The organism is Aestuariivirga sp., assembly GCF_047600585.1.
Lineage (GTDB): Bacteria > Pseudomonadota > Alphaproteobacteria > Rhizobiales > Aestuariivirgaceae > Aestuariivirga.
In genome coordinates, this window is record NZ_JASGKP010000001.1 from 1,396,770 (window position 1) to 1,416,380 (window position 19,611).

At 64.1% G+C, this 19,611-nt stretch carries 17 protein-coding genes; all 17 read left to right on the top strand.

Annotation, left to right across the window (positions count from 1 at the left end; translation table 11 throughout):
• The first annotated feature begins 1 nt into the window (after position 1).
• The 17 genes from QM801_RS06810 to parC all read left to right on the top strand — a co-directional run bounded on the left by QM801_RS06810 (position 2) and on the right by parC (position 19,464).
• A complete protein-coding gene (locus QM801_RS06810) occupies positions 2-601 on the top strand; it encodes an NADH-quinone oxidoreductase subunit C (protein WP_415018452.1) in 600 nt (199 codons plus the stop codon).
• Entirely contained in the window at positions 601-1,791 is a 1,191-nt protein-coding gene (locus tag QM801_RS06815) for an NADH-quinone oxidoreductase subunit D (protein WP_415018453.1), read from the top strand. Before QM801_RS06810 ends, QM801_RS06815 begins: the two co-directional genes overlap by 1 nt.
• Positions 1,788-3,131 (top strand): NADH-quinone oxidoreductase subunit NuoE, encoded by a 1,344-nt coding sequence (gene nuoE, locus QM801_RS06820; protein ID WP_415018454.1) that lies wholly within the window; start codon positions 1,788-1,790, stop codon positions 3,129-3,131. The genes QM801_RS06815 and nuoE overlap by 4 nt, the downstream gene beginning before the upstream one ends.
• A gap of 3 nt (positions 3,132-3,134) precedes the next feature.
• Positions 3,135-4,439 carry an NADH-quinone oxidoreductase subunit NuoF gene (gene nuoF, locus QM801_RS06825; protein WP_415018455.1) on the top strand — a complete coding sequence of 435 codons (1,305 nt, stop codon included), beginning with the start codon at positions 3,135-3,137 and terminating at the stop codon, positions 4,437-4,439.
• A gap of 4 nt (positions 4,440-4,443) precedes the next feature.
• Positions 4,444-4,899, top strand: coding sequence for a DUF3291 domain-containing protein (locus tag QM801_RS06830; RefSeq protein WP_415018456.1), 456 nt, complete (start codon positions 4,444-4,446; stop codon positions 4,897-4,899).
• The gene (nuoG, locus tag QM801_RS06835; RefSeq protein ID WP_415018457.1) at positions 4,899-6,977 is read left to right on the top strand and encodes an NADH-quinone oxidoreductase subunit NuoG; all 2,079 of its coding nucleotides are present in this window, start codon (positions 4,899-4,901) and stop codon (positions 6,975-6,977) included. The genes QM801_RS06830 and nuoG overlap by 1 nt, the downstream gene beginning before the upstream one ends.
• A gap of 4 nt (positions 6,978-6,981) precedes the next feature.
• Positions 6,982-8,019: an NADH-quinone oxidoreductase subunit NuoH gene (gene nuoH, locus QM801_RS06840; protein ID WP_415018458.1), complete on the top strand. Its 1,038-nt coding sequence runs from the start codon at positions 6,982-6,984 to the stop codon at positions 8,017-8,019.
• A complete protein-coding gene (locus QM801_RS06845) occupies positions 8,016-8,264 on the top strand; it encodes a hypothetical protein (RefSeq protein ID WP_415018459.1) in 249 nt (82 codons plus the stop codon). The genes nuoH and QM801_RS06845 overlap by 4 nt, the downstream gene beginning before the upstream one ends.
• A 1-nt stretch (position 8,265) precedes the next feature.
• Positions 8,266-8,754, top strand: a complete 489-nt coding sequence (nuoI, locus tag QM801_RS06850) for an NADH-quinone oxidoreductase subunit NuoI (RefSeq protein ID WP_415018460.1) — start codon at positions 8,266-8,268, stop codon at positions 8,752-8,754.
• A gap of 10 nt (positions 8,755-8,764) precedes the next feature.
• Positions 8,765-9,373 carry an NADH-quinone oxidoreductase subunit J gene (locus QM801_RS06855; RefSeq protein WP_415018461.1) on the top strand — a complete coding sequence of 203 codons (609 nt, stop codon included), beginning with the start codon at positions 8,765-8,767 and terminating at the stop codon, positions 9,371-9,373.
• 1 nt (position 9,374) lies between these two features.
• Positions 9,375-9,680, top strand: coding sequence for an NADH-quinone oxidoreductase subunit NuoK (gene nuoK / locus QM801_RS06860; protein ID WP_415018462.1), 306 nt, complete (start codon positions 9,375-9,377; stop codon positions 9,678-9,680).
• An 11-nt stretch (positions 9,681-9,691) separates the two neighbouring features.
• The gene (gene nuoL / locus QM801_RS06865; protein ID WP_415018463.1) at positions 9,692-11,761 is read left to right on the top strand and encodes an NADH-quinone oxidoreductase subunit L; all 2,070 of its coding nucleotides are present in this window, start codon (positions 9,692-9,694) and stop codon (positions 11,759-11,761) included.
• Positions 11,762-13,273: an NADH-quinone oxidoreductase subunit M gene (locus tag QM801_RS06870; RefSeq protein ID WP_415018464.1), complete on the top strand. Its 1,512-nt coding sequence runs from the start codon at positions 11,762-11,764 to the stop codon at positions 13,271-13,273.
• Between the two features lie 4 nt (positions 13,274-13,277).
• On the top strand, positions 13,278-14,723 hold the full coding sequence (gene nuoN / locus QM801_RS06875) for an NADH-quinone oxidoreductase subunit NuoN (protein WP_415018465.1): 1,446 nt from the start codon (positions 13,278-13,280) through the stop codon (positions 14,721-14,723).
• Positions 14,724-14,729: 6 nt separating this feature from the next.
• Entirely contained in the window at positions 14,730-15,461 is a 732-nt protein-coding gene (locus tag QM801_RS06880; protein WP_415018466.1) for a biotin--[acetyl-CoA-carboxylase] ligase, read from the top strand.
• Positions 15,458-17,128: a ribonuclease J gene (locus QM801_RS06885; protein WP_415018467.1), complete on the top strand. Its 1,671-nt coding sequence runs from the start codon at positions 15,458-15,460 to the stop codon at positions 17,126-17,128. Before QM801_RS06880 ends, QM801_RS06885 begins: the two co-directional genes overlap by 4 nt.
• Before the next feature lie 86 nt (positions 17,129-17,214).
• The gene (gene parC, locus QM801_RS06890) at positions 17,215-19,464 is read left to right on the top strand and encodes a DNA topoisomerase IV subunit A (protein ID WP_415018468.1); all 2,250 of its coding nucleotides are present in this window, start codon (positions 17,215-17,217) and stop codon (positions 19,462-19,464) included.
• Positions 19,465-19,611 lie beyond the last annotated feature (147 nt).

A 19,611-nucleotide genomic window follows, 5' to 3' on the forward strand; every position in this document is an offset into this window, starting at 1 on the left:
GATGACAGAAAAACTTGCAGCGATCGCAGAACATGCGAAAGCCCGGCTGGGTGACGCGGTTCTGGGCACGAAGATCGCCTACGGGGAACTCACCGTTCTCACCGACGCGGCCAACATCGTGCCGTTGCTCACCTTCCTGCGCGATGATCCGGAATGCCGCTTCGTCAGCTTCATCGACGTGACGGCGGTGGACTACCCGGACCGCGAGAAGCGCTTCGAGGTCGTCTATCACCTGCTGAGCCCCTACAAGAACACGCGCATCCGCATCAAGCTGGAGGCGGGTGAGGCGGACGACGTGCCGTCGATCGTCGATGTCTTCCCCGGCGCCAACTGGTTCGAGCGCGAAGTCTACGACATGTTCGGCATTGTCTTCTCCGGCCACCCGGACCTCCGCCGCATGCTCTCGGACTACGGCTTCCAGGGGCACCCCCTGCGCAAGGACTTCCCGACCACCGGCTATGTGGAAGTGCGCTACGACGAAGAGCAGAAGCGGGTCGTCTACGAGCCCGTGAAGCTCGTCCAGGAATTCAGGCAGTTCGATTACCTCTCGCCCTGGGAAGGCGGGAAGTACGTGCTGCCCGGTGATGAGAAGGCGAAGTAATGAGCGAAGTCACCACCCGCAATTTCTCCCTCAACTTCGGCCCGCAGCATCCGGCCGCGCACGGCGTGCTGCGCATGGTGCTCGACCTCGACGGCGAAGTCGTTACCCGCGTCGATCCGCACATCGGCCTCTTGCATCGCGGCACCGAAAAGCTGATCGAACAGAAGACCTATCTCCAAGCCGTGCCCTATTTCGACCGCCTCGACTACGTGGCGCCGATGAACCAGGAACACGCCTTCGCGCTGGCCACCGAAAAACTTCTGGGCATCACCGTGCCGAAGCGCGGCCAGCTGATCCGCGTTCTCTATTCCGAGATCGGCCGCATCCTCGCCCACATGATCAACGTGACGACGCAGGCCCTCGACGTGGGCGCGCTGACGCCGCCGCTCTGGGGCTTCGAGGAACGCGAAAAGCTCATGGTGTTCTATGAGCGCGCCAGCGGAAGCCGCATGCATGCGGCCTATATCCGTCCGGGTGGCGTGCACCAGGACCTGCCGCAGAAGCTGATCGATGACATCGGCCATTTCTGCGAGACCCATCCCAAGGTGCTCGACGACATCGAAACGCTGCTGACCGGCAACCGCATCTTCAAGCAGCGCAATGTCGACATCGGCATCATCTCGCTGGAAGACGCGCTGGCCCGCGGCTTCAGCGGCGTGAACCTGCGCAGCTGCGGCGTGGCGTGGGACTTGCGCCGCGCCCAGCCCTACGAGTGCTATTCCGAACTCGACTTCGACATTCCGGTCGGCAAGAACGGCGACAACTTCGACCGCTATCTGATGCGCATGCAGGAAATGCGCGAAGCCACCAAGATCATGAAGCAGTGCGTGGAGCTGCTGTCGTCGTCCGCGGGGCAGGGGCCTGTGTCGTCCACCGACGGCAAGGTTGTTCCGCCCAAGCGCGGCGAAATGAAGAAGTCGATGGAAGCACTGATCCATCACTTCAAGCTCTACACCGAAGGCTACAAGGTTCCGGAAGGCGAGGTCTATGCCGCCGTGGAAGCGCCGAAGGGCGAGTTCGGCGTCTATCTCGTGTCCGACGGCACCAACAAGCCGTACCGCTGCCGCATCCGCGCGCCGGGCTTCGCCCATCTGCAGGCGATGGACTTCCTCTGCCGCGGCCACATGCTGGCCGACATTTCCGCCGTTCTCGGCTCCATTGATATCGTTTTTGGTGAGGTGGACCGGTGAGCGTCCGTCGTCTCGATCCCGAACAGCCCGACACTTTCGTCTTCACGCCGGACAATCTGGTGTGGGCGAAGCAGACCATCGCAAAATATCCGCCCGGCAAGCAGGCCTCGGCGGTGATCCCGCTGCTCTGGCGGGCCCAGGAACAGGAAGGCTGGACCACCCGCGCCGCCATCGAATACGTGGCCGAGATGCTGGGCATGGCCTACACCCGCGTGCTCGAGGTGGCGACCTTCTACACGATGTTCCAGCTCTCGCCGGTGGGAAAGCGCGCCCACATCCAGGTCTGCGGCACGATCGCCTGCCAGCTGCGTGGCGCCGAAGACCTGATCAAGGTCTGCAAGAACAAGATCCATCCCGAACCGCATCACGTGACCGCCGACGGCAATCTCTCGTGGGAAGAGGTGGAATGCCTCGGCTCCTGTGTGAACGCGCCGATGGTGCAGGTGTTCAAGGACACCTATGAAGACCTGACACCGGAGTCCCTGTCGCAACTGATCGACGATCTCGCGATCGGCCGCAGGGTGAAGGTGGGCACGCAGATCGAGCGCCAGCACTCGGCCCCGGAAGGCGGCCCGACGGCGCTCATCGACAAGAATCTCTACAAGGGCCAGCGCACCTTCAAGCGCGTCGAGGCCCCGCCGCCGCCGCCTCCGGCCGCTGCACCAGCTGCACCCGCCGCCGCGGCTCCGGCACCGGCGCCTGCCGCCGCCCCGGCAGCACCTGCTGCTCCGGCTCCTGCCGCCGCCGCACCGGCACCCGCCACGGCGCAACCCATTCCGGCCCCGGCCGAGACCAAGCCCAAGCCGGAAGAGATCCGCCCGGTGACGCTCGCCGCCAAGGCGGCCAATGCCCAGCGCGACGCCGCTGTCAGCAAGGAAGCCGTGTCGTCCGCGCCGGGCACCGTCGCATCCGAGAAGGCGCAGGCCGAAACCGGCATCGTGCGCACCACGCCGGACAAGGTTGTGAAGGCCGCCACCAGGACGCCGAAGGAAGAGGCTCCCGCCGCCAAGGCACCGGCACCCGACAAGGGCGTGATCAAGTCCGCTGCCAAGGAAATCGAGGGCCGCCCCGAGCTTCTCTCGAAGCCGCGTGGCGCCGCTGATGATCTCAAGCTCATCTGGGGCGTGGGACCGGCGCTGGAAAAGCTGCTGAACAAGATCGGTGTCTGGCACTTCGACCAGATCGCCTCATGGTCGGCCAAGGAACTCGCCTGGGTGGACGAGAAGCTGGAAGGCTTCAAGGGCCGCGCCAAGCGCGACGAGTGGATCAAGCAAGCCAAGAAGCTGGCGAAGGGCTGGCGTCCGGACTCGGACGTGGGCCAGAAGCCGGGGAAGAAGTAAGCCATGCTCGCTGACAAGGACCGCATCTTCACCAACCTCTACGGCCTTCATGACTGGGGCCTGGAAGGCGCCAAGCAGCGCGGCTGCTGGGTCGACACCAAGTCGTTCATCGACAAGGGCAGGGACTGGATCGTCAACGAAGTGAAGGCCTCCGGTCTTCGCGGCCGTGGCGGCGCCGGCTTCCCCACCGGCCTCAAGTGGTCGTTCATGCCGAAGGTGGTGGGCGAGCGCCCGCACTACCTTGTCGTCAACGCCGACGAATCCGAACCGGGCACCTGCAAGGACCGCGAGATCATGCGGCATGATCCGCACCTTCTCGTGGAAGGCTGCCTGCTGGCCGGCATGGCCATGGGCTGCAACACCACCTTCATCTACGTGCGCGGCGAATACATCCGCGAACGCGAGCGCCTGCAGGCCGCCGTCGACCAGGCCTACGAGGCGCGCCTCATCGGCAAGAACAACATCCACGGCTGGGACATGGACATCGTCGTCCACCACGGTGCCGGTGCGTACATCTGCGGCGAAGAAACCGCGATGCTCGAAAGCCTCGAGGGCAAGAAGGGCCAGCCGCGCATGAAGCCGCCGTTCCCGGCGAACGTCGGCCTCTATGGCGCGCCCACCACGGTGAACAACGTGGAGTCGATTGCCGTTGCCGGCACGATCCTGCGCCGCGGTGCCACCTGGTTCAATTCCATCGGCCGCCCCAACAACGTGGGCACCAAGCTCTTCTGCATCTCGGGCCACGTGAACAAGCCCTGCAACGTGGAAGAGGAAATGGGCATCACCTTCCGCGAACTGATCGACAAGCATTGCGGCGGCGTGCGCGGCGGCTGGGACAACCTGCTGGCGGTGATCCCCGGCGGTTCGTCGGTGCGCATGGTGCCGGCCGAACAGATCATCGACACGCCGATGGATTTCGACAGCCTGATGAAGCTGCGCTCGGGCCTCGGCACGGCGGCGGTGATCGTCATGGACAAGTCGACCGACCTCATCCGCACCATTGCCCGCCTCTCGTATTTCTATAAGCACGAGTCCTGCGGCCAGTGCACGCCCTGCCGCGAAGGCACGGGCTGGATGTGGCGCGTTCTCACCCGCATGAGCGAAGGCCGCGCCGAGAAGCGCGAGATCGACATGCTGTTCGACGTGACCAAGCAGATCGAAGGCCACACCATCTGTGCATTGGGCGATGCCGCGGCCTGGCCGATCCAGGGCCTGATCAACCACTTCCGCCCGGTGATCGAGCAGCGCATCGACGAATACTCCTACCGGTCCGACAAGGATGGCGCGGTGCGCCACGCAGCGGAGTGACCTGATGCACCTGGCGGAGCTCAACATCGGCAAGTTCAGGTATCCGACAACGGATGCCCGCATGGCCGGGTTCATGGAGAACCTGGACCGTGTGAACGCGCTTGCCGAGCGTTCGCCGGGCTTCGTCTGGCGGCTCAAGGGCGACAACAACAACGCCACCGATTTCCGTGTCGGCGACGACATGGCGGTGAACCTCTCGGTGTGGACCGACGCCAAGTCCCTCGAGAACTATGTTTTCAAGACCGTGCATGCGCAGTTCTACCGGCGCAAGCAGGAGTGGTTTGACCTGATGGACAAGCCGCACATGGTGTTCTGGCATGTGCCCGAAGGGCATCAGCCGACGCTGGACGAGGCCTGGGCCCGCCTGCAGCACTATGAACAGAATGGACCTTCCGAGCACGCCTTCGGCTGGGCGGAAGTGATGGATGTGGAGCGCATGCGCTCCTTGAGGTGTGCATAATGCCAAAGATCAAGATTGACGGCGTCGAAGGCGATTTCGAGAACGGCATGACCCTGCTGCAGGCCTGCGAGCAGATGGGCAAGGAAGTGCCGCGCTTCTGCTATCACGAGCGCCTTTCGGTGGCGGGCAACTGCCGCATGTGCCTGATCGAAGTGAAGGGCGGCCCGCCCAAGCCGCAGGCCTCCTGCGCCATGTCGGTAAACGATCTCCGCCCCGGCCCCAACGGCGAGCCGCCGGAGGTGTTCACCAACACGCCGATGGTGAAGAAGGCCCGCGAGGGCGTGATGGAATTCCTGCTGATCAACCACCCGCTGGATTGCCCGATCTGCGATCAGGGCGGCGAGTGCGACCTGCAGGACCAGGCCATGGCCTATGGCATTTCCAAGAACCGCTTCCACGAGAACAAGCGCGCGGTGGAGGACAAGGATTTCGGTCCGCTGGTGAAGACGCAGATGAACCGCTGCATCCAGTGCACCCGCTGCGTGCGCTTCACCACCGAAGTGGCGGGCATCACCGACATGGGCCTCATCGGCCGCGGCGAGGACGTGGAGATCACCACCTATCTCGACCGCATCATCACCTCGGAACTGCAGGGCAACATCATCGACCTGTGCCCGGTGGGCGCGCTCACCTCCAAGCCTTACGAGTTCAAGGCCCGTCCGTGGGAACTGCGCAAGACCGAAACCGTCGACGTGATGGACGCCGTGGGCTCCAACATCCGCGTGGACGTGCGTGGCCGCGAAGTGCTGCGTATCCTGCCGCGCACCCATGAGGACGTGAACGAGGAGTGGATCTCCGACAAGAGCCGCTTCGTCTGGGACGGCCTGCGCACCCAGCGCCTCGACCAGCCCTATGTGCGCGAGATGGGCAAGCTCCGCCCGGCATCGTGGACGGAAGCGCTGTCGCGCGTCGCCCAGAAGATGAAGGCCGCCGGGCCGTCGCGCACCGCGATCCTGCTGGGTGATCTCGTCTCCGCCGAGGAAGCCTTCTCGCTCAAGGAACTGGCGATGAGGCTCGGCGTCAACAACATCGACTGCCGCCAGGATGGTTCGCCGCTGGGCGAGCATGGCGGCCGTGCCGGCTACATCTTCAACTCGACTATCGCCGGCATCGAAGAGGCCGACGCCATCATCCTCGTGGGCACCAACCCGCGTCTCGAAGCGCCGGTGCTGAATGCGCGCATCCGCAAGCGCGCGGCGCGCGGCGGCTGCTTCGTGGGCGTGATCGGCGAAAAGGCCGACCTCACCTACAAGTACAATCACTTGGGCGCCGGCACCGAAACGCTGACCCGCCTTGCCGAACTGTTGCCCGACAAGGCCCAGAAGCCGATGATCATCATCGGGCAGGGGGCTCTCTCGCGCGGCGACGGTGCGGCCGTGCTGGCACTCGCTGCCAAGTCCGCAGCCGCCATGGGCGTCGTGCGCGGTGACTGGAACGGCTTCAACGTGCTTCACACCGCTGCTGGCCGCGTCGGCGCGCTCGACGTCTGCGCGCTGCCGGGCGAGGGTGGCCTCGCCACCGGCGGCATCATCGCTGCTGCGGGCAAGGGCAATCTCGACGTGGTGTTCCTGGCGGGTGTCGACGAGATCGACATGCAGGGCCTCGGCACCACCTTCGTCGTCTACATGGGAAGCCACGGTGATGCCGGCGCACACCGCGCCGACGTGATCTTGCCGGGTGCCGCCTATACCGAAAAGACCGGAACCTACGTCAACACCGAGGGCCGGCCGCAGCTTGCCCTTCGTGCCGCCTTCCCGCCGGGAGACGCGCGTGAGGACTGGGCCATCATCAAGGCGCTGTCGGATGAACTGGGTGCGGGCCTCGGCTGGACCACCATCGAGGAACTGCGCGCCGCCATGTACAAGGTTGCGCCGCAGCTTGCCGCCCTCAACCGCGTGACCAAAGCCAATGCCGACCAGCTCTCGGAGCTTTCGGCAGGCGAGGGCCGCACCGACAAGGCCGGCTTCGCCTCGCCCATCCGCGATTTCTACCTCACCAACCCGATTGCCCGCGCCTCGCGCATCATGGGCGACTGCTCGGCTCTCAAGTCGGGCCGCAAGATGAAGGCGGCGGAGTAAGCCCATGATGGAACTTGTCACCCTGATCGGCCTGATCGCGCTGCAAAGCGTGGCGCTCCTCATCGCGCTGCTGATCACCGTCTCGCTGCTCATCTACTTCGACCGCAAGGTCTGGGCGGCAGTGATGATGCGCCGCGGCCCCAACGTGGTGGGCCCCTGGGGCATTCTGCAATCCTTCGCTGACCTGCTGAAGTTCGTCTTCAAGGAAGTGGTCATTCCGGACAGCGCCAACAAGGGCGTGTTCATCATCGCCCCCATCGTGACGGCGGTGCTGGCACTCGCCGCCTGGGCGGTGATCCCGCTCAACGAGGGCTGGGCCATCGCCGACATCAACGTTGGCGTGCTCTATCTCTTCGCGCTCTCGTCGCTCGGCGTCTATGGCGTGATCATGGGCGGCTGGGCCTCGAACTCGAAATATCCCTTCCTCGCGGCACTCCGCTCTGCCGCTCAGATGGTCTCTTATGAAGTCTCGATCGGCTTCGTCATCATCACCGTGCTGCTCTGCGCCGGTTCGCTGAACCTCAGCCAGATCGTGCTCTCGCAGAAGACGGGGCTTGGCACCATGCTCGGGCTGCCGAACTCCTTCCTCGACTGGTACTGGCTGCCGCTGTTGCCGATGTTCGTGATCTTCTTCATCTCGGCGCTCGCCGAAACGAACCGTCCGCCCTTCGATCTCGTGGAAGCGGAATCGGAACTCGTCGCCGGCCACATGGTGGAGTATTCCTCGACACCGTACCTGTTGTTCATGCTCGGCGAATACGTGGCGATCACGCTCATGTGCGCCATGACCACGATCCTCTTCCTCGGCGGCTGGCTGCCGATCGTCGATGTGCCCTTCCTCGCCTGGGTGCCGGGTGTCGTGTGGTTCGTGCTCAAGCTCGTCTTCGTCTTCTTCATGTTCGCCATGGTGAAGACCATCGTGCCGCGCTACCGATATGACCAGCTGATGCGGCTGGGCTGGAAGGTGTTCCTGCCCATCTCGCTGTTCTGGGTGGCGCTGACCGCCGGCGTTCTCGTGACCATGGGATGGCTGCCGACATGACGCTCAGTCTCCACGGCATCGCCTTCGCGCTCGTCTTCCTCGCCCTGGGGCTGGTGGAAGTGTGGGTGTTCGCGCGCGCCGTCTATCCCGTGCTCAGCCATCGCCACGAACTGGCGAAGGTGACCTACAGCCAGGGCCGCAGCCCGGCCCTCATCAACCTCATCGTCCGCCTGCAGGCGCTCGTCGTGTTGCCGGTTCTCGGCTACCTCGTGGGCGCGCAATTCTTCACTCCGGGAGCCCACTAAGATGCGCCTTGCCGCCGCTGCCCGCTCACTTTTCCTGCTGGAGTTCGCCTCCGCCTTCTGGCTTGCCCTCAAGTATCTTGTGGCGCCCAAGGCGACGCTGAACTACCCGCACGAGAAGGGCATTCTCTCTCCGCGCTTCCGTGGCGAACATGCCTTGCGGCGCTATCCCAATGGCGAGGAACGCTGCATCGCCTGCAAGCTGTGCGAAGCGATCTGCCCGGCACAGGCGATCACCATTGAAGCTGGTCCGCGCCGCAATGACGGCACCCGCCGCACCACCCGCTACGACATCGACATGGTGAAGTGCATCTACTGCGGCTTCTGCCAGGAAGCCTGCCCGGTTGATGCCATCGTCGAAGGCCCCAACTTCGAGTGGGCCACCGAAACCCGTGAAGAGCTGCTCTACAACAAGGACAAGCTCCTCGCCAACGGCGACCGCTGGGAGCGGGAGATCGCCCGCAACATGGCGCTCGACGCGCCATACCGCTGAGGACAGTCCCATGGCCGCAACCTTCTTCTTCTATCTCTTCGCAGCCCTCTCGGTGGCCTCCGCCGTGATGGTGATATCATCGCGGAACCCGGTTCACTCCGTGCTGTTCCTGATCCTCTGCTTCTTCAACGCCGCCGGCCTCTTCATCCTGATGGGGGCGGAGTTCCTCGCCATGATTCTGGTGGTGGTCTACGTCGGCGCCGTTGCCGTGCTCTTCCTCTTCGTGGTGATGATGCTGGATGTGGACTTCGTGAAGCTGCGCGAAGGCATGGCGAACTATCTGCCGGTGGGCGGCGTCATCGGCCTCATCGTGCTCGTGGAACTGGCACTCGTCTTCGGCACATGGACGATCTCACCCGAGGCGCTGAAGGCTGCGGGCGCGCCCGCACCGGCGGCCGGCGTCTCCAACACCGCGGCGATCGGCGAAATCCTCTACACGAAATATGTCTACTGGTTCCAGGCGTCCGGCCTTGTGCTACTCGTCGCCATGGTGGGTGCCATCGTGCTCACGCTCCGTCACAAGGAAGGCGTGAAGCGCCAGAACATTGCCGCACAGGTGGCCCGCAACCCGGCGACCGCCATCGAGATCCGCAAAGTCGAACCGGGGCAGGGGATCTGAGATGATCGGTCTTTCACACTACCTCACCGTCGCCGCCATCCTCTTCACGATCGGCATTTTCGGCATCTTCCTGAACCGCAAGAACGTCATCATCATCATGATGTCGGTGGAGCTGATCCTGCTCGCCGTTAACATCAACCTTGTGGCCTTCTCGACGGCGCTCAACGATCTGGTGGGCCAGGTCTTCGCGCTTCTCGTTCTCACGGTGGCCGCCGCCGAGGCTGCCATCGGCCTTGCCATCCTCGTCACCTATTTCCGCAATCGCGGCTCCATCGCCGTTGACGACATCACACTCATGAAGGGCTGACGGGACGCATCATGTATCAGGCAATCGTCTTCCTTCCGCTTCTGGGCGCGATCATCGCAGGGCTCTTCGGCACCTCGCTGTTCCGCAACATGGGGTCCGACAGTGCCGTCTACGGCGGCCACGGCCATGATGCGCATGGCCACGACGGCCATGGCGACCACGGGCACGACCATGACGACCACGGCCATGGCGGGCACTATCACGGGCCGATGTGGCCCATGTATCTCACCACGGCGTTCCTCTTCGTGGCGGCGATCCTCTCCTGGGTGAACTTCTGGGGCTTCCTCCATGAGGGCCACGACACCAAGGTGGAAGTGCTGCGCTGGATCACCTCCGGTACCCTGCAGTCCTCGTGGTCGCTCCGCATCGACACGCTGACGTCTGTGATGCTGGTGGTGGTGAACACGGTGTCGGCGCTCGTGCACCTCTATTCGCTGGGCTACATGAGCCACGACGAGCACCAGCCGCGCTTCTTCGCCTATCTCTCGCTCTTCACCTTCGCCATGCTCATGCTGGTGACGAGCGACAACCTGATCCAGATGTTCTTCGGCTGGGAAGGTGTGGGCCTTGCCTCCTATCTCCTCATCGGCTTCTGGTACACGCGGCCCTCGGCCAATGCTGCCGCCATCAAGGCCTTCGTGGTGAACCGCGTCGGTGACTTCGGCTTCGCGCTCGGTATCTTCGGCGTCTTCATGGTCTATGGCTCGGTGGAATTCGATGCGATCTTCGCTGCCGCCCCGCAGGCCGTGGGCAAGACCATGCACTTCCTCTCATGGGACCTCGACACGCTGACCGTGCTCTGCCTGCTGCTGTTCATGGGCGCCATGGGCAAGTCGGCGCAGTTCCTGCTGCACACCTGGCTGCCGGACGCCATGGAAGGCCCGACGCCGGTTTCCGCCCTCATCCACGCCGCCACCATGGTGACCGCGGGCGTGTTCCTCGTGGCCCGCCTTTCGCCGCTCTTCGAACTGGCACCCACCGCGCGTGACGTCGTGATGGTGGTGGGTGCGATCACCGCCTTCTTCGCCGCCTCGGTCGGCCTCGTTCAGAACGACATCAAGCGCGTCATCGCCTATTCCACCTGTTCGCAACTCGGCTACATGTTCGTGGCAATGGGAGCAGGGGCCTATGGCATCGGCATCTTCCACCTCTTCACCCACGCCTTCTTCAAGGCGCTGCTGTTCCTCGGCGCCGGTTCGGTGATCCATGCCATGTCGGGCGAGCAGGACATGCGCAAGATGGGCGGCCTTGCCCCGCACATCCGCATCACCTGGGCGATGATGCTGATCGGCACCTTCGCGCTTACCGGCGTGGGCATTCCCGGTTTCTTCGGCTTTGCCGGCTTCCACTCCAAGGACGCCATCATCGAGACGGCCTATGCCTCACAGGCAGCGCCCCACCTCTTTGCCTTCGGCCTTCTGGTGATCGCCGCCTTCTTCACCTCGTTCTATTCCTGGCGCCTGGCCTTCATGACCTTCAACGGCGCGCCTCGCGCCGACAAGGAGACGATGGACCACGTGCACGAGAGCAGCAACGTGATGCTGATCCCGCTCTATGTGCTGGCGCTTGGCGCCGTGGTGGCGGGCTTCGCGTTCGAGCACTACTTCATGGGACATGAGGAGGCGGTGTTCTGGGGCAAGTCGATCTTCCGGTCCACGGAGAACGAGATCGTTCACCAGATCCATGAGGTGCCCATCCTCGTGAAGTGGTCGGCCACGATCGCCATGCTCTCCGGCCTGTGCTTCGCCTCGCTGTTCTATCTGTGGAACACCGAATTGCCGAAGAAGATCGCGGCGATGCACCAGCCGGTCTACCAGTTCCTGCTCAACAAGTGGTATTTCGACGAGCTCTATGACCTCATCTTCGTGCGCCCGGCCATGTGGCTTGGCCGCTTCCTGTGGAAGAAGGGCGATGGCGCCGTCATCGACGGCCTCGGCCCCGATGGCGTCTCGGCGCGGGTCATCGATGTCACCAACAGGGTTGTCCGCCTGCAGACAGGCTATGTCTACCACTACGCCTTCGCCATGCTGATCGGCGTGGCCGCACTCGTTTCCTGGTTCTCATTTGGGGGCGCACACTAAATGAACTGGCCCTTGCTTACGGTCGTCACCTTCCTGCCGCTGGTCGGCGCGCTGACGCTGCTCTTCACCGGTTCCGACGAGGAGGCGACCGCCCGCCGCGCCCGCTACACGGCGCTGTGGACGACGCTCATCACCTTCGCGGTGTCGATCCTCATTCCGCTCAACTTCACCATGGCGGACCACGGCTTCCAGCTTGTTGAAACCCATGCCTGGATGGGCGGCCTTGCCACCTACAAGCTCGGCGTCGACGGCATTTCCATGCCGCTCGTCATGCTCACCACCTTCCTGATGCCGATCTGCATCCTTGCCTCGTGGCACGTCGAGAAGCGGGTGCGCGAATACATGATCGCCTTCCTCGTGCTGGAAACGCTGATGATCGGCGTCTTCGTGGCGCTCGACCTGGTGCTGTTCTACGTGCTGTTCGAAGCGGGCCTCATCCCGATGTTCCTGATCATCGGCATCTGGGGCGGGCCGCGGCGCGTCTATGCCTCGTTCAAGTTCTTCCTCTACACGCTGCTCGGCTCGGTGCTGATGCTGCTCGCCATCATCGCAATGTACTGGCATGCGGGCACGACCGACATCGCAACCCTGCTGGCAACGCCCAAGGCCTTCCCGCCGGAAATGCAGACGTGGCTGTGGCTCGCCTTCTTCGCATCCTTCGCGGTGAAGATGCCGATGTGGCCGGTGCACACCTGGCTGCCCGATGCGCACGTGGAAGCGCCCACGGCAGGCTCCGTCATCCTGGCAGCGATCCTGCTGAAGATGGGTGGCTACGGCTTCCTGCGCTTCTCGCTGCCGATGTTCCCGGATGCGAGCCTCTACTTCCAGAACTTCGTCTATGTGCTGTCGGTGGTGGCGATCGTCTACACTTCGCTCGTCGCCCTCATGCAGGAGGACATGAAGAAGCTCATCGCCTATTCGTCGGTGGCGCACATGGGCTTCGTCACCATGGGCATCTTCTCGCTGACCCGTCAGGGCATCGACGGCGCCATGTTCCAGATGATCAGCCACGGCCTCGTTTCGGGCGCGCTGTTCCTCTGCGTGGGCGTGGTGTACGACCGCATGCACACCCGCGAGATCGCCGCCTATGGCGGGCTTGTGAACCGCATGCCGCTCTATGCGGCTGTGTTCATGCTCTTCACCATGGCGAACGTGGGCCTGCCGGGCTCCTCCGGCTTCGTTGGCGAATTCCTGACGCTGCTCGGCACCTTCCAGAACAATACCTGGGTGGCCTTCTTCGCCACCACGGGTGTGATCCTCTCGGCGGGCTATGCGCTGTGGCTTTACCGCCGCGTGGTCTTCGGCAAGCTTGAGAAGAGCTCGCTCACCTGGATGCCCGACATGACACCCCGCGAGCTTGCCACGCTGGCGCCGCTCGTGGTGCTGACGCTCTTCTTCGGTGTCTATCCGGCGCCGATCCTCGACACCGTGGCGGCCTCGATCGAGAACCTGCTCAAGTCCGTGCAGGTGGCCGCCGCCCACATCGACACCATCACCCTTACGATGAAGTGACCCCATGATGACCTTCCTTCAACAGGCTGATGCCGCCGCCGCTGCTCCGGAGATCCTGCTCGCCGTGCTGGCGATGGTGCTGCTGTTGCTCGGCGTGTTCAGCCGCCGCGAGGCCTTCGGCACGGTGGCCTCCGGCGCCGTGATTGCCCTCATCGTATCGATGTCGGTGGTGATCTGGGGCACGGGCACGGGCAAGGTCACGGCCTTCGGTGGCTCCTTCGTGGTGGACGACTTCGCCCGCCTGATGAAGGTGCTGGCCATGGGCGGTTCGGCAATCGCCATCATCCTCTCCGGCCGCTTCCTCGGCCGGGTCGGAATGGCGCGCTTCGAATATCCGGTGCTCATCCTGCTTGCCACCACCGGCATGATGATGATGATTTCGGCGGGTGACCTGATCTCGCTCTACATGGGCCTCGAGCTTCAGTCGCTGGCCCTCTACGTGGTCGCCGCCATCAACCGTGACGACTCCAAGTCGTCGGAAGCGGGCCTCAAGTACTTCGTGCTGGGGGCGCTCTCCTCGGGCATGCTGCTCTATGGCGCCTCACTCGTCTACGGCTTTACCGGTTCGACCCAGTTCACCGCCATTGCCGCGGCGCTCGGCCAGACGGGCTCGAGCCTCGGCGTGATCTTCGGCCTCGTGTTCATCATCTCGGGCCTTGCCTTCAAGGTCTCGGCGGTGCCCTTCCACATGTGGACGCCGGACGTCTATGAAGGCGCGCCCACGCCGGTCACTGCCTTCTTTGCGGCGGCACCCAAGATCGCGGCCATGGCGCTGTTCATACGAGTTCTCACCGGGCCCTTCGCGCCCATTGTGAAGGACTGGCAGCAGATCGTTGTCTTCGTTTCGCTCGCCTCCATGGTACTGGGTGCCTTCGCCGCCATCGGCCAGACGAACATCAAGCGCCTGTTGGCCTATTCCTCGATCGGCCACATGGGCTATGCGCTCGTGGGCCTTGCCGCCGGCAGCGACGAGGGCGTGCAGGGCGTTGTGATCTACATGCTGATCTACCTGCTCACCACGGTTGGCGTGTTCGCCTGCGTGCTGGCCATGCGCCGCGACGGACGTTCGGTTGAAACCATCTCGGACCTTTCGGGCCTCGCCCGCACCAACAAGGGGCTGGCCTTCATCTTCTCCATGCTGATGTTCTCGCTTGCCGGCATTCCGCCGCTGGCGGGTTTCTTCGGCAAGCTCTTCGTCTTCATGGCGGCGGTGAAGGCGGGGCTCTGGGCCCTTGCCATCATCGGCGTGATCGCCAGCGTCGTGGGCGCCTACTATTACCTGCGCATCGTCAAGACCATCTACTTCGACGAGCCCGCTCCGGCTTTTGACGCCATGGATGGCGAGGTGAAGACGGTGGCCTATGCCTCCGGCATCTTCTCGCTCGGCTTCGTCGTCGTGGCCCAGCCGCTGCTGGCGCTCGCCGCGGCGGCCGCGCTGTCGCTGCACTGAGGCTCTGTGACCGGCACCATTCCCGTTCGCCGCTTCGCGACGATCGACTCCACCAATCTCGAGGCCCAGCGCCTTGCCTCCGCCGGAACGCGGGGGCCGCTCTGGGTCCTGTCCGATGAGCAGACCGGGGGCAGGGGCCGCCTCGGACGCAACTGGGTGTCTGCGCCCGGCAACCTCTATGCCTCGCTGCTGCTGCCGATTGCGGCATCCGCCGCCGCCGTGCCGCAGGTCTCCTTCGTGACGGCACTTGCCGTGCATGACACCGTGGCGGCGTTTTGCGGCGCGGATGCGGCGCGGCTGAAGTGGCCGAACGACTGCCTGCTCCAGGGGGCCAAGGTTTCGGGCATTCTCTGCGAAACGGCAGAGGGCGGACAGGTGGTGATCGGCACCGGCATCAACGTGGCCCACAGCCCGGAGGGATTGCCTTACCGCACGGCCCACCTCGGGCGCTTTGCCCCCTCGGCGGATGTGGCGGCTGTCTTCGAGGTCTATTCCAAGGCGCTCACCGAACGGCTTGCCCAGTGGCGCGAGGGCGCCGGATTTGCCGCCATCATGGCGGCGTGGAACGAGCGTGCCCATGGCCTGCACCAGCCGGTGCAGGTGGTGCAGGGGGCGCGCACCATCCTTGGCCGTTTCAGCGGGCTGGGCAGCGACGGAGCCCTGATCGTGACAACGGCAGACGGCGGGCAAGAAACCATCTATGCAGGCGATGTAACCTTCACAACGGCAGACCCATGAGCGCAAAGCGCCGCAAATCAGAAGACCAGGGACTTGTGTTCCTGCCGCTCGGCGGCACGAACGAAATCGGCATGAACTGCTACTGCTATGGCGTGGGGCCGGCAGAGGAACGCAGCTGGCTGATGGTCGACCTCGGCGTGAAGTTCGGTGGCGATGCCGAGCCGGGCGTGGACGTGATCCTGCCGGATGTGGGCTTCATCACGTCGAACAAGCGCGATCTCTGCGGGCTTGTGATCACCCATGCCCATGAGGACCACATTGGTGCGGTGCCGTGGCTCTGGCCACAGCTCGAATGCGACGTCCACTGCACGCCATTTGCAGCAGAGCTGCTGAAGCTCAAGCTCAAGGAACACGGGCTCGATGGCGAGGTGCCGGTGATCGTGCATCAGCCGGGCAAGCCCTTCAAGGCGGGGCCCTTCACGGTGGAGTATGTCGAGGTCACACACTCCATCCCGCAGTCCCATGCCCTCTACATCAAGACCGAGCACGGCAAGGTGCTGCACTCCGGCGACTGGAAGATCGACCGCACGCCGGTTCTGGGCAAGCCCTTCAACGAGAAGCGCTTCATCGAGATCGGCAAGGAGGGCGTGGACGCCTTCATCTGCGATTCCACCAACGTGCTGCGCGAGGGCAACTCGATTTCGGAATCGGAAGTGTCTTCCACGCTCGCTGAAATCATTCGCCATGCGCCGGGCCGCGTGGCGGTGACGACCTTCGCCTCGCATGTGGAGCGCATCGCCTCCGCCGTGCGCGCCGCGCGGGCCAACGGCCGCGAGGTGGTGATCGCCGGCCGCGCCATGCGCAATACGATCGAGGCGGCGCGCATCTGTGGCCTGATCGAGAACACCGGCGCCTTCCTCGATGAGGGTGAGTTCGGTTACCTGCCGCCCGACAAGATCATGCTGCTCTGCACCGGAAGCCAGGGCGAGCCGCGCGCCGCCATTGCCCGCATCGCGGAGGACAACCATCCCAACATCGCGCTCGAGAAGGGCGACCTCGTGATCTTCTCGGCCCGCACCATTCCCGGAAACGAGAAGGAGGTGGGCAGCGTCGTCAACAATCTCGCCCGCCTCGATGTGGATGTGATCACCGGCGAGGACGTGCCCTCGATCCATTCCTCCGGCCACCCCCGGCAGGGCGAACTCGAACAGATGTATGGCTGGGTGAAGCCCAAGGCGCTGATCCCCATGCATGGCGAAGCGCGGCACTTGCGGGCCCATGCGAAGTTCGGGAGCGAGAAGGGCATTGCGCAAACGCTCGTGGTGGCGGACGGGCAGGTGGCGCGGCTGGCGCCCGGCCCCGCGGCGCTGATCGATGAGGCGCCCTCCGGCGTCTTGCACGTGGATGGCAACCTGATCGTGCCCGGCGTGGATGGCCCCGCCAAGCAGCGGCGCAAGCTCTCCTTCGTCGGGATGGTGATTGCAACCGTGCTGGTGGATGACCGCCTCGACCTCGCCGATGACGTGTCGATCATTCTCGATGGCGTGCCGGAGGGATTGTCGGACGAGCTGATGGTCGCCGCCGAGAAGGCCTACACCTCGCTGCCCAAGCCCCGCCGCAAGGATACGCCGACGGTGGAGGAGACGGTGCGCCTCTCGATCCGCCGCGCTGCCGAGGCCCAGTGGGGCAAGAAGCCGGTCGTGAAGGTGATCGTCGTCCGGGTTTAAATGCCCCGACATTCCTTTGTTTTTGCGCATCTTTTGCGTCGTGAGCGAAGCTTCTTGCCCGCACGATGCGCTATAATCAGCGAATCATGAGCAAACACGTTCCGCCCCCGCCCCGGGCCCCCGACATCGAGCCCGTGGAACTGAAGCAGGCGCTTGAAGAGCGCTACCTCGCATATGCCCTGTCGACCATCATGCACCGGGCACTGCCCGATGTGCGTGACGGCCTGAAGCCGGTGCACCGCCGCCTGCTGCACGTCATGCGGCTTCTGCGGCTCGACCCCAGCGCCGCCTTCAAGAAGTCGGCGAAGATCGTGGGCGACGTGATGGGCGGCTATCACCCCCATGGTGACCAGTCGATCTATGACGCGCTCGTGCGCCTCGCGCAGGATTTCTCCTCGCGCTATCCGCTGGTGGACGGGCAGGGCAACTTCGGCAACATCGACGGCGATGGTGCGGCGGCCTACCGCTACACCGAAGCGCGCATGACCGATGTGGCGGGCCTGCTGCTCGACGGCATCGACGAAGACACGGTGGACTTCCGCCCGAACTACGACGGCTCGGTGCAGGAACCCGTGGTGCTGCCCGGCGCATTCCCCAATCTTCTTGCAAATGGCGCCACCGGCATCGCCGTCGGCATGGCGACGTCGATACCGCCCCACAACGCGGCCGAGCTGTGCGATGCGGCCCTGCATCTGATCAAGACGCCCGGTGCCAGCGTGGAGAAGCTGACGCAGTTTGTCGTCGGACCCGATTTCCCCACGGGCGGCATCGTCATCGACTCGCGGGAGTCGGTGATCGAGGCCTACAAGACGGGCAAGGGCGCCTTCCGCGTGCGCGCCCGCTGGAGCCAGGAAGACGTGGGGCGTGGCGGCTGGCAGATTGTCGTCACTGAAATTCCGTACATGGTGCAGAAGTCGAAGCTGATCGAGCGCGTCGCGGAACTCATGACGGATCGCAAGCTGCCGCTGATCGGCGACATCCGCGATGAATCCGCCGAGGACATCCGCATCGTCATCGAACCCAAGACGCGGAACGTGGATGCCACGCTGCTGATGGAGCAGCTTTTCCGCAACACCGAATTCGAGTCGCGCATTCCGCTCAACATGAACGTGCTCTCGGGCGGCAAGGTGCCGAAGGTGATGAGCCTGCGCGATGTGTTGCGCGAATGGCTGGATCACCGCAAGGAGGTGCTGGTCCGCCGCACCAACTTCCGCCTCGCCGAAATCGCGCGGCGGCTGGAAGTGCTCGGCGGCTATCTCATCGCCTATCTCAACCTCGACGAGGTGATCCGCATCATCCGCGAGGAGGATGAGCCGAAACCGGCGCTGATGAAGCGCTTCGAACTGACCGACGTGCAGGCGGAAGCGATCCTCAACATGCGGCTCCGCGCCCTGCGCAAGCTCGAGGAGATGGAGATCCGCCGCGAGAACGACTCCCTCATCAAGGAGCAGAAGGGCCTCAAGGGCCTGCTCAAGTCGGATGAGCTGCAGTGGACGAAGATCGGCGAGGAGATCAAGGGCATCAAGGAGAAGTTCTCCAAGAAAACGCCGCTCGGCCGCCGCCGCACGGACTTCGCGGAAGCCCCCGACGTGGAAGCCGATCTCGAGGAGATGCTGACCGAGAAGGAGCCGATCACCGTGGTCTGCTCAGAGAAGGCCTGGATCCGCGCCATGAAGGGCCACCTCGAGGATACATCGGGGCTCACCTACAAGGATGGCGACCGCGAGAAGTTCGTGGTGAAGGCCATGACCACCGACAAGATCATGCTGCTCTCGTCGTCGGGCAAGTTCTTCACCCTCGATGCTTCGAAGCTGCCGGGCGGCCGCGGCCATGGCGAACCGGTGCGCCTCATCGCGGATGTGGATGCCGCCGACCAGATCGTGGCGCTGTTCGTCTACCAGCCCGGGGCAAAGCGGCTGCTTGCCTCGAGCGAGGCCGACGGCTTCATCGTGGCGGAAGACGAGTGCGTGGCCAACACCCGCAAGGGCAAGCAGGTGCTGAACGTGAAGGCACCTGTCGAGGCGCAGGTCTGCGTGCCGGTGCCGGAGGGCTCCGACCACGTCGCCACGATCGGCGAGAACCGCAAGATGCTCATCCTGAAAATCTCGGAAGTACCTGAAATGGCTCGCGGAAAGGGTGTCCGCCTGCAGAAGTTCAAGGATGGCGGCCTGAGCGATGCGCGGGCCTTCAAGATGAAGGAAGGCCTGACCTGGTCCGACAGTTCGGGGCGTGAGTTCAACGTCACCGACTTGGGCGAGTGGAAGGGCGAGCGGGCCCAGGCGGGCCGGTTGCCGCCCAAGGGCTTCCCCAAGAACAACAAGTTCGTGGGCGGCTGAACCATGGCAAGGGGCGGCGGGCAGGACGGAAGCGGCCTCAATCCGGGGGCGAGCCCTGCCGCTCAAGTTGCGACAAATGCGGCCAAAACTTTAACCGCTTATTTCCCTTTGCCAATTAGTAACAGAAAAGGAGGCCTTTTTCTGGGT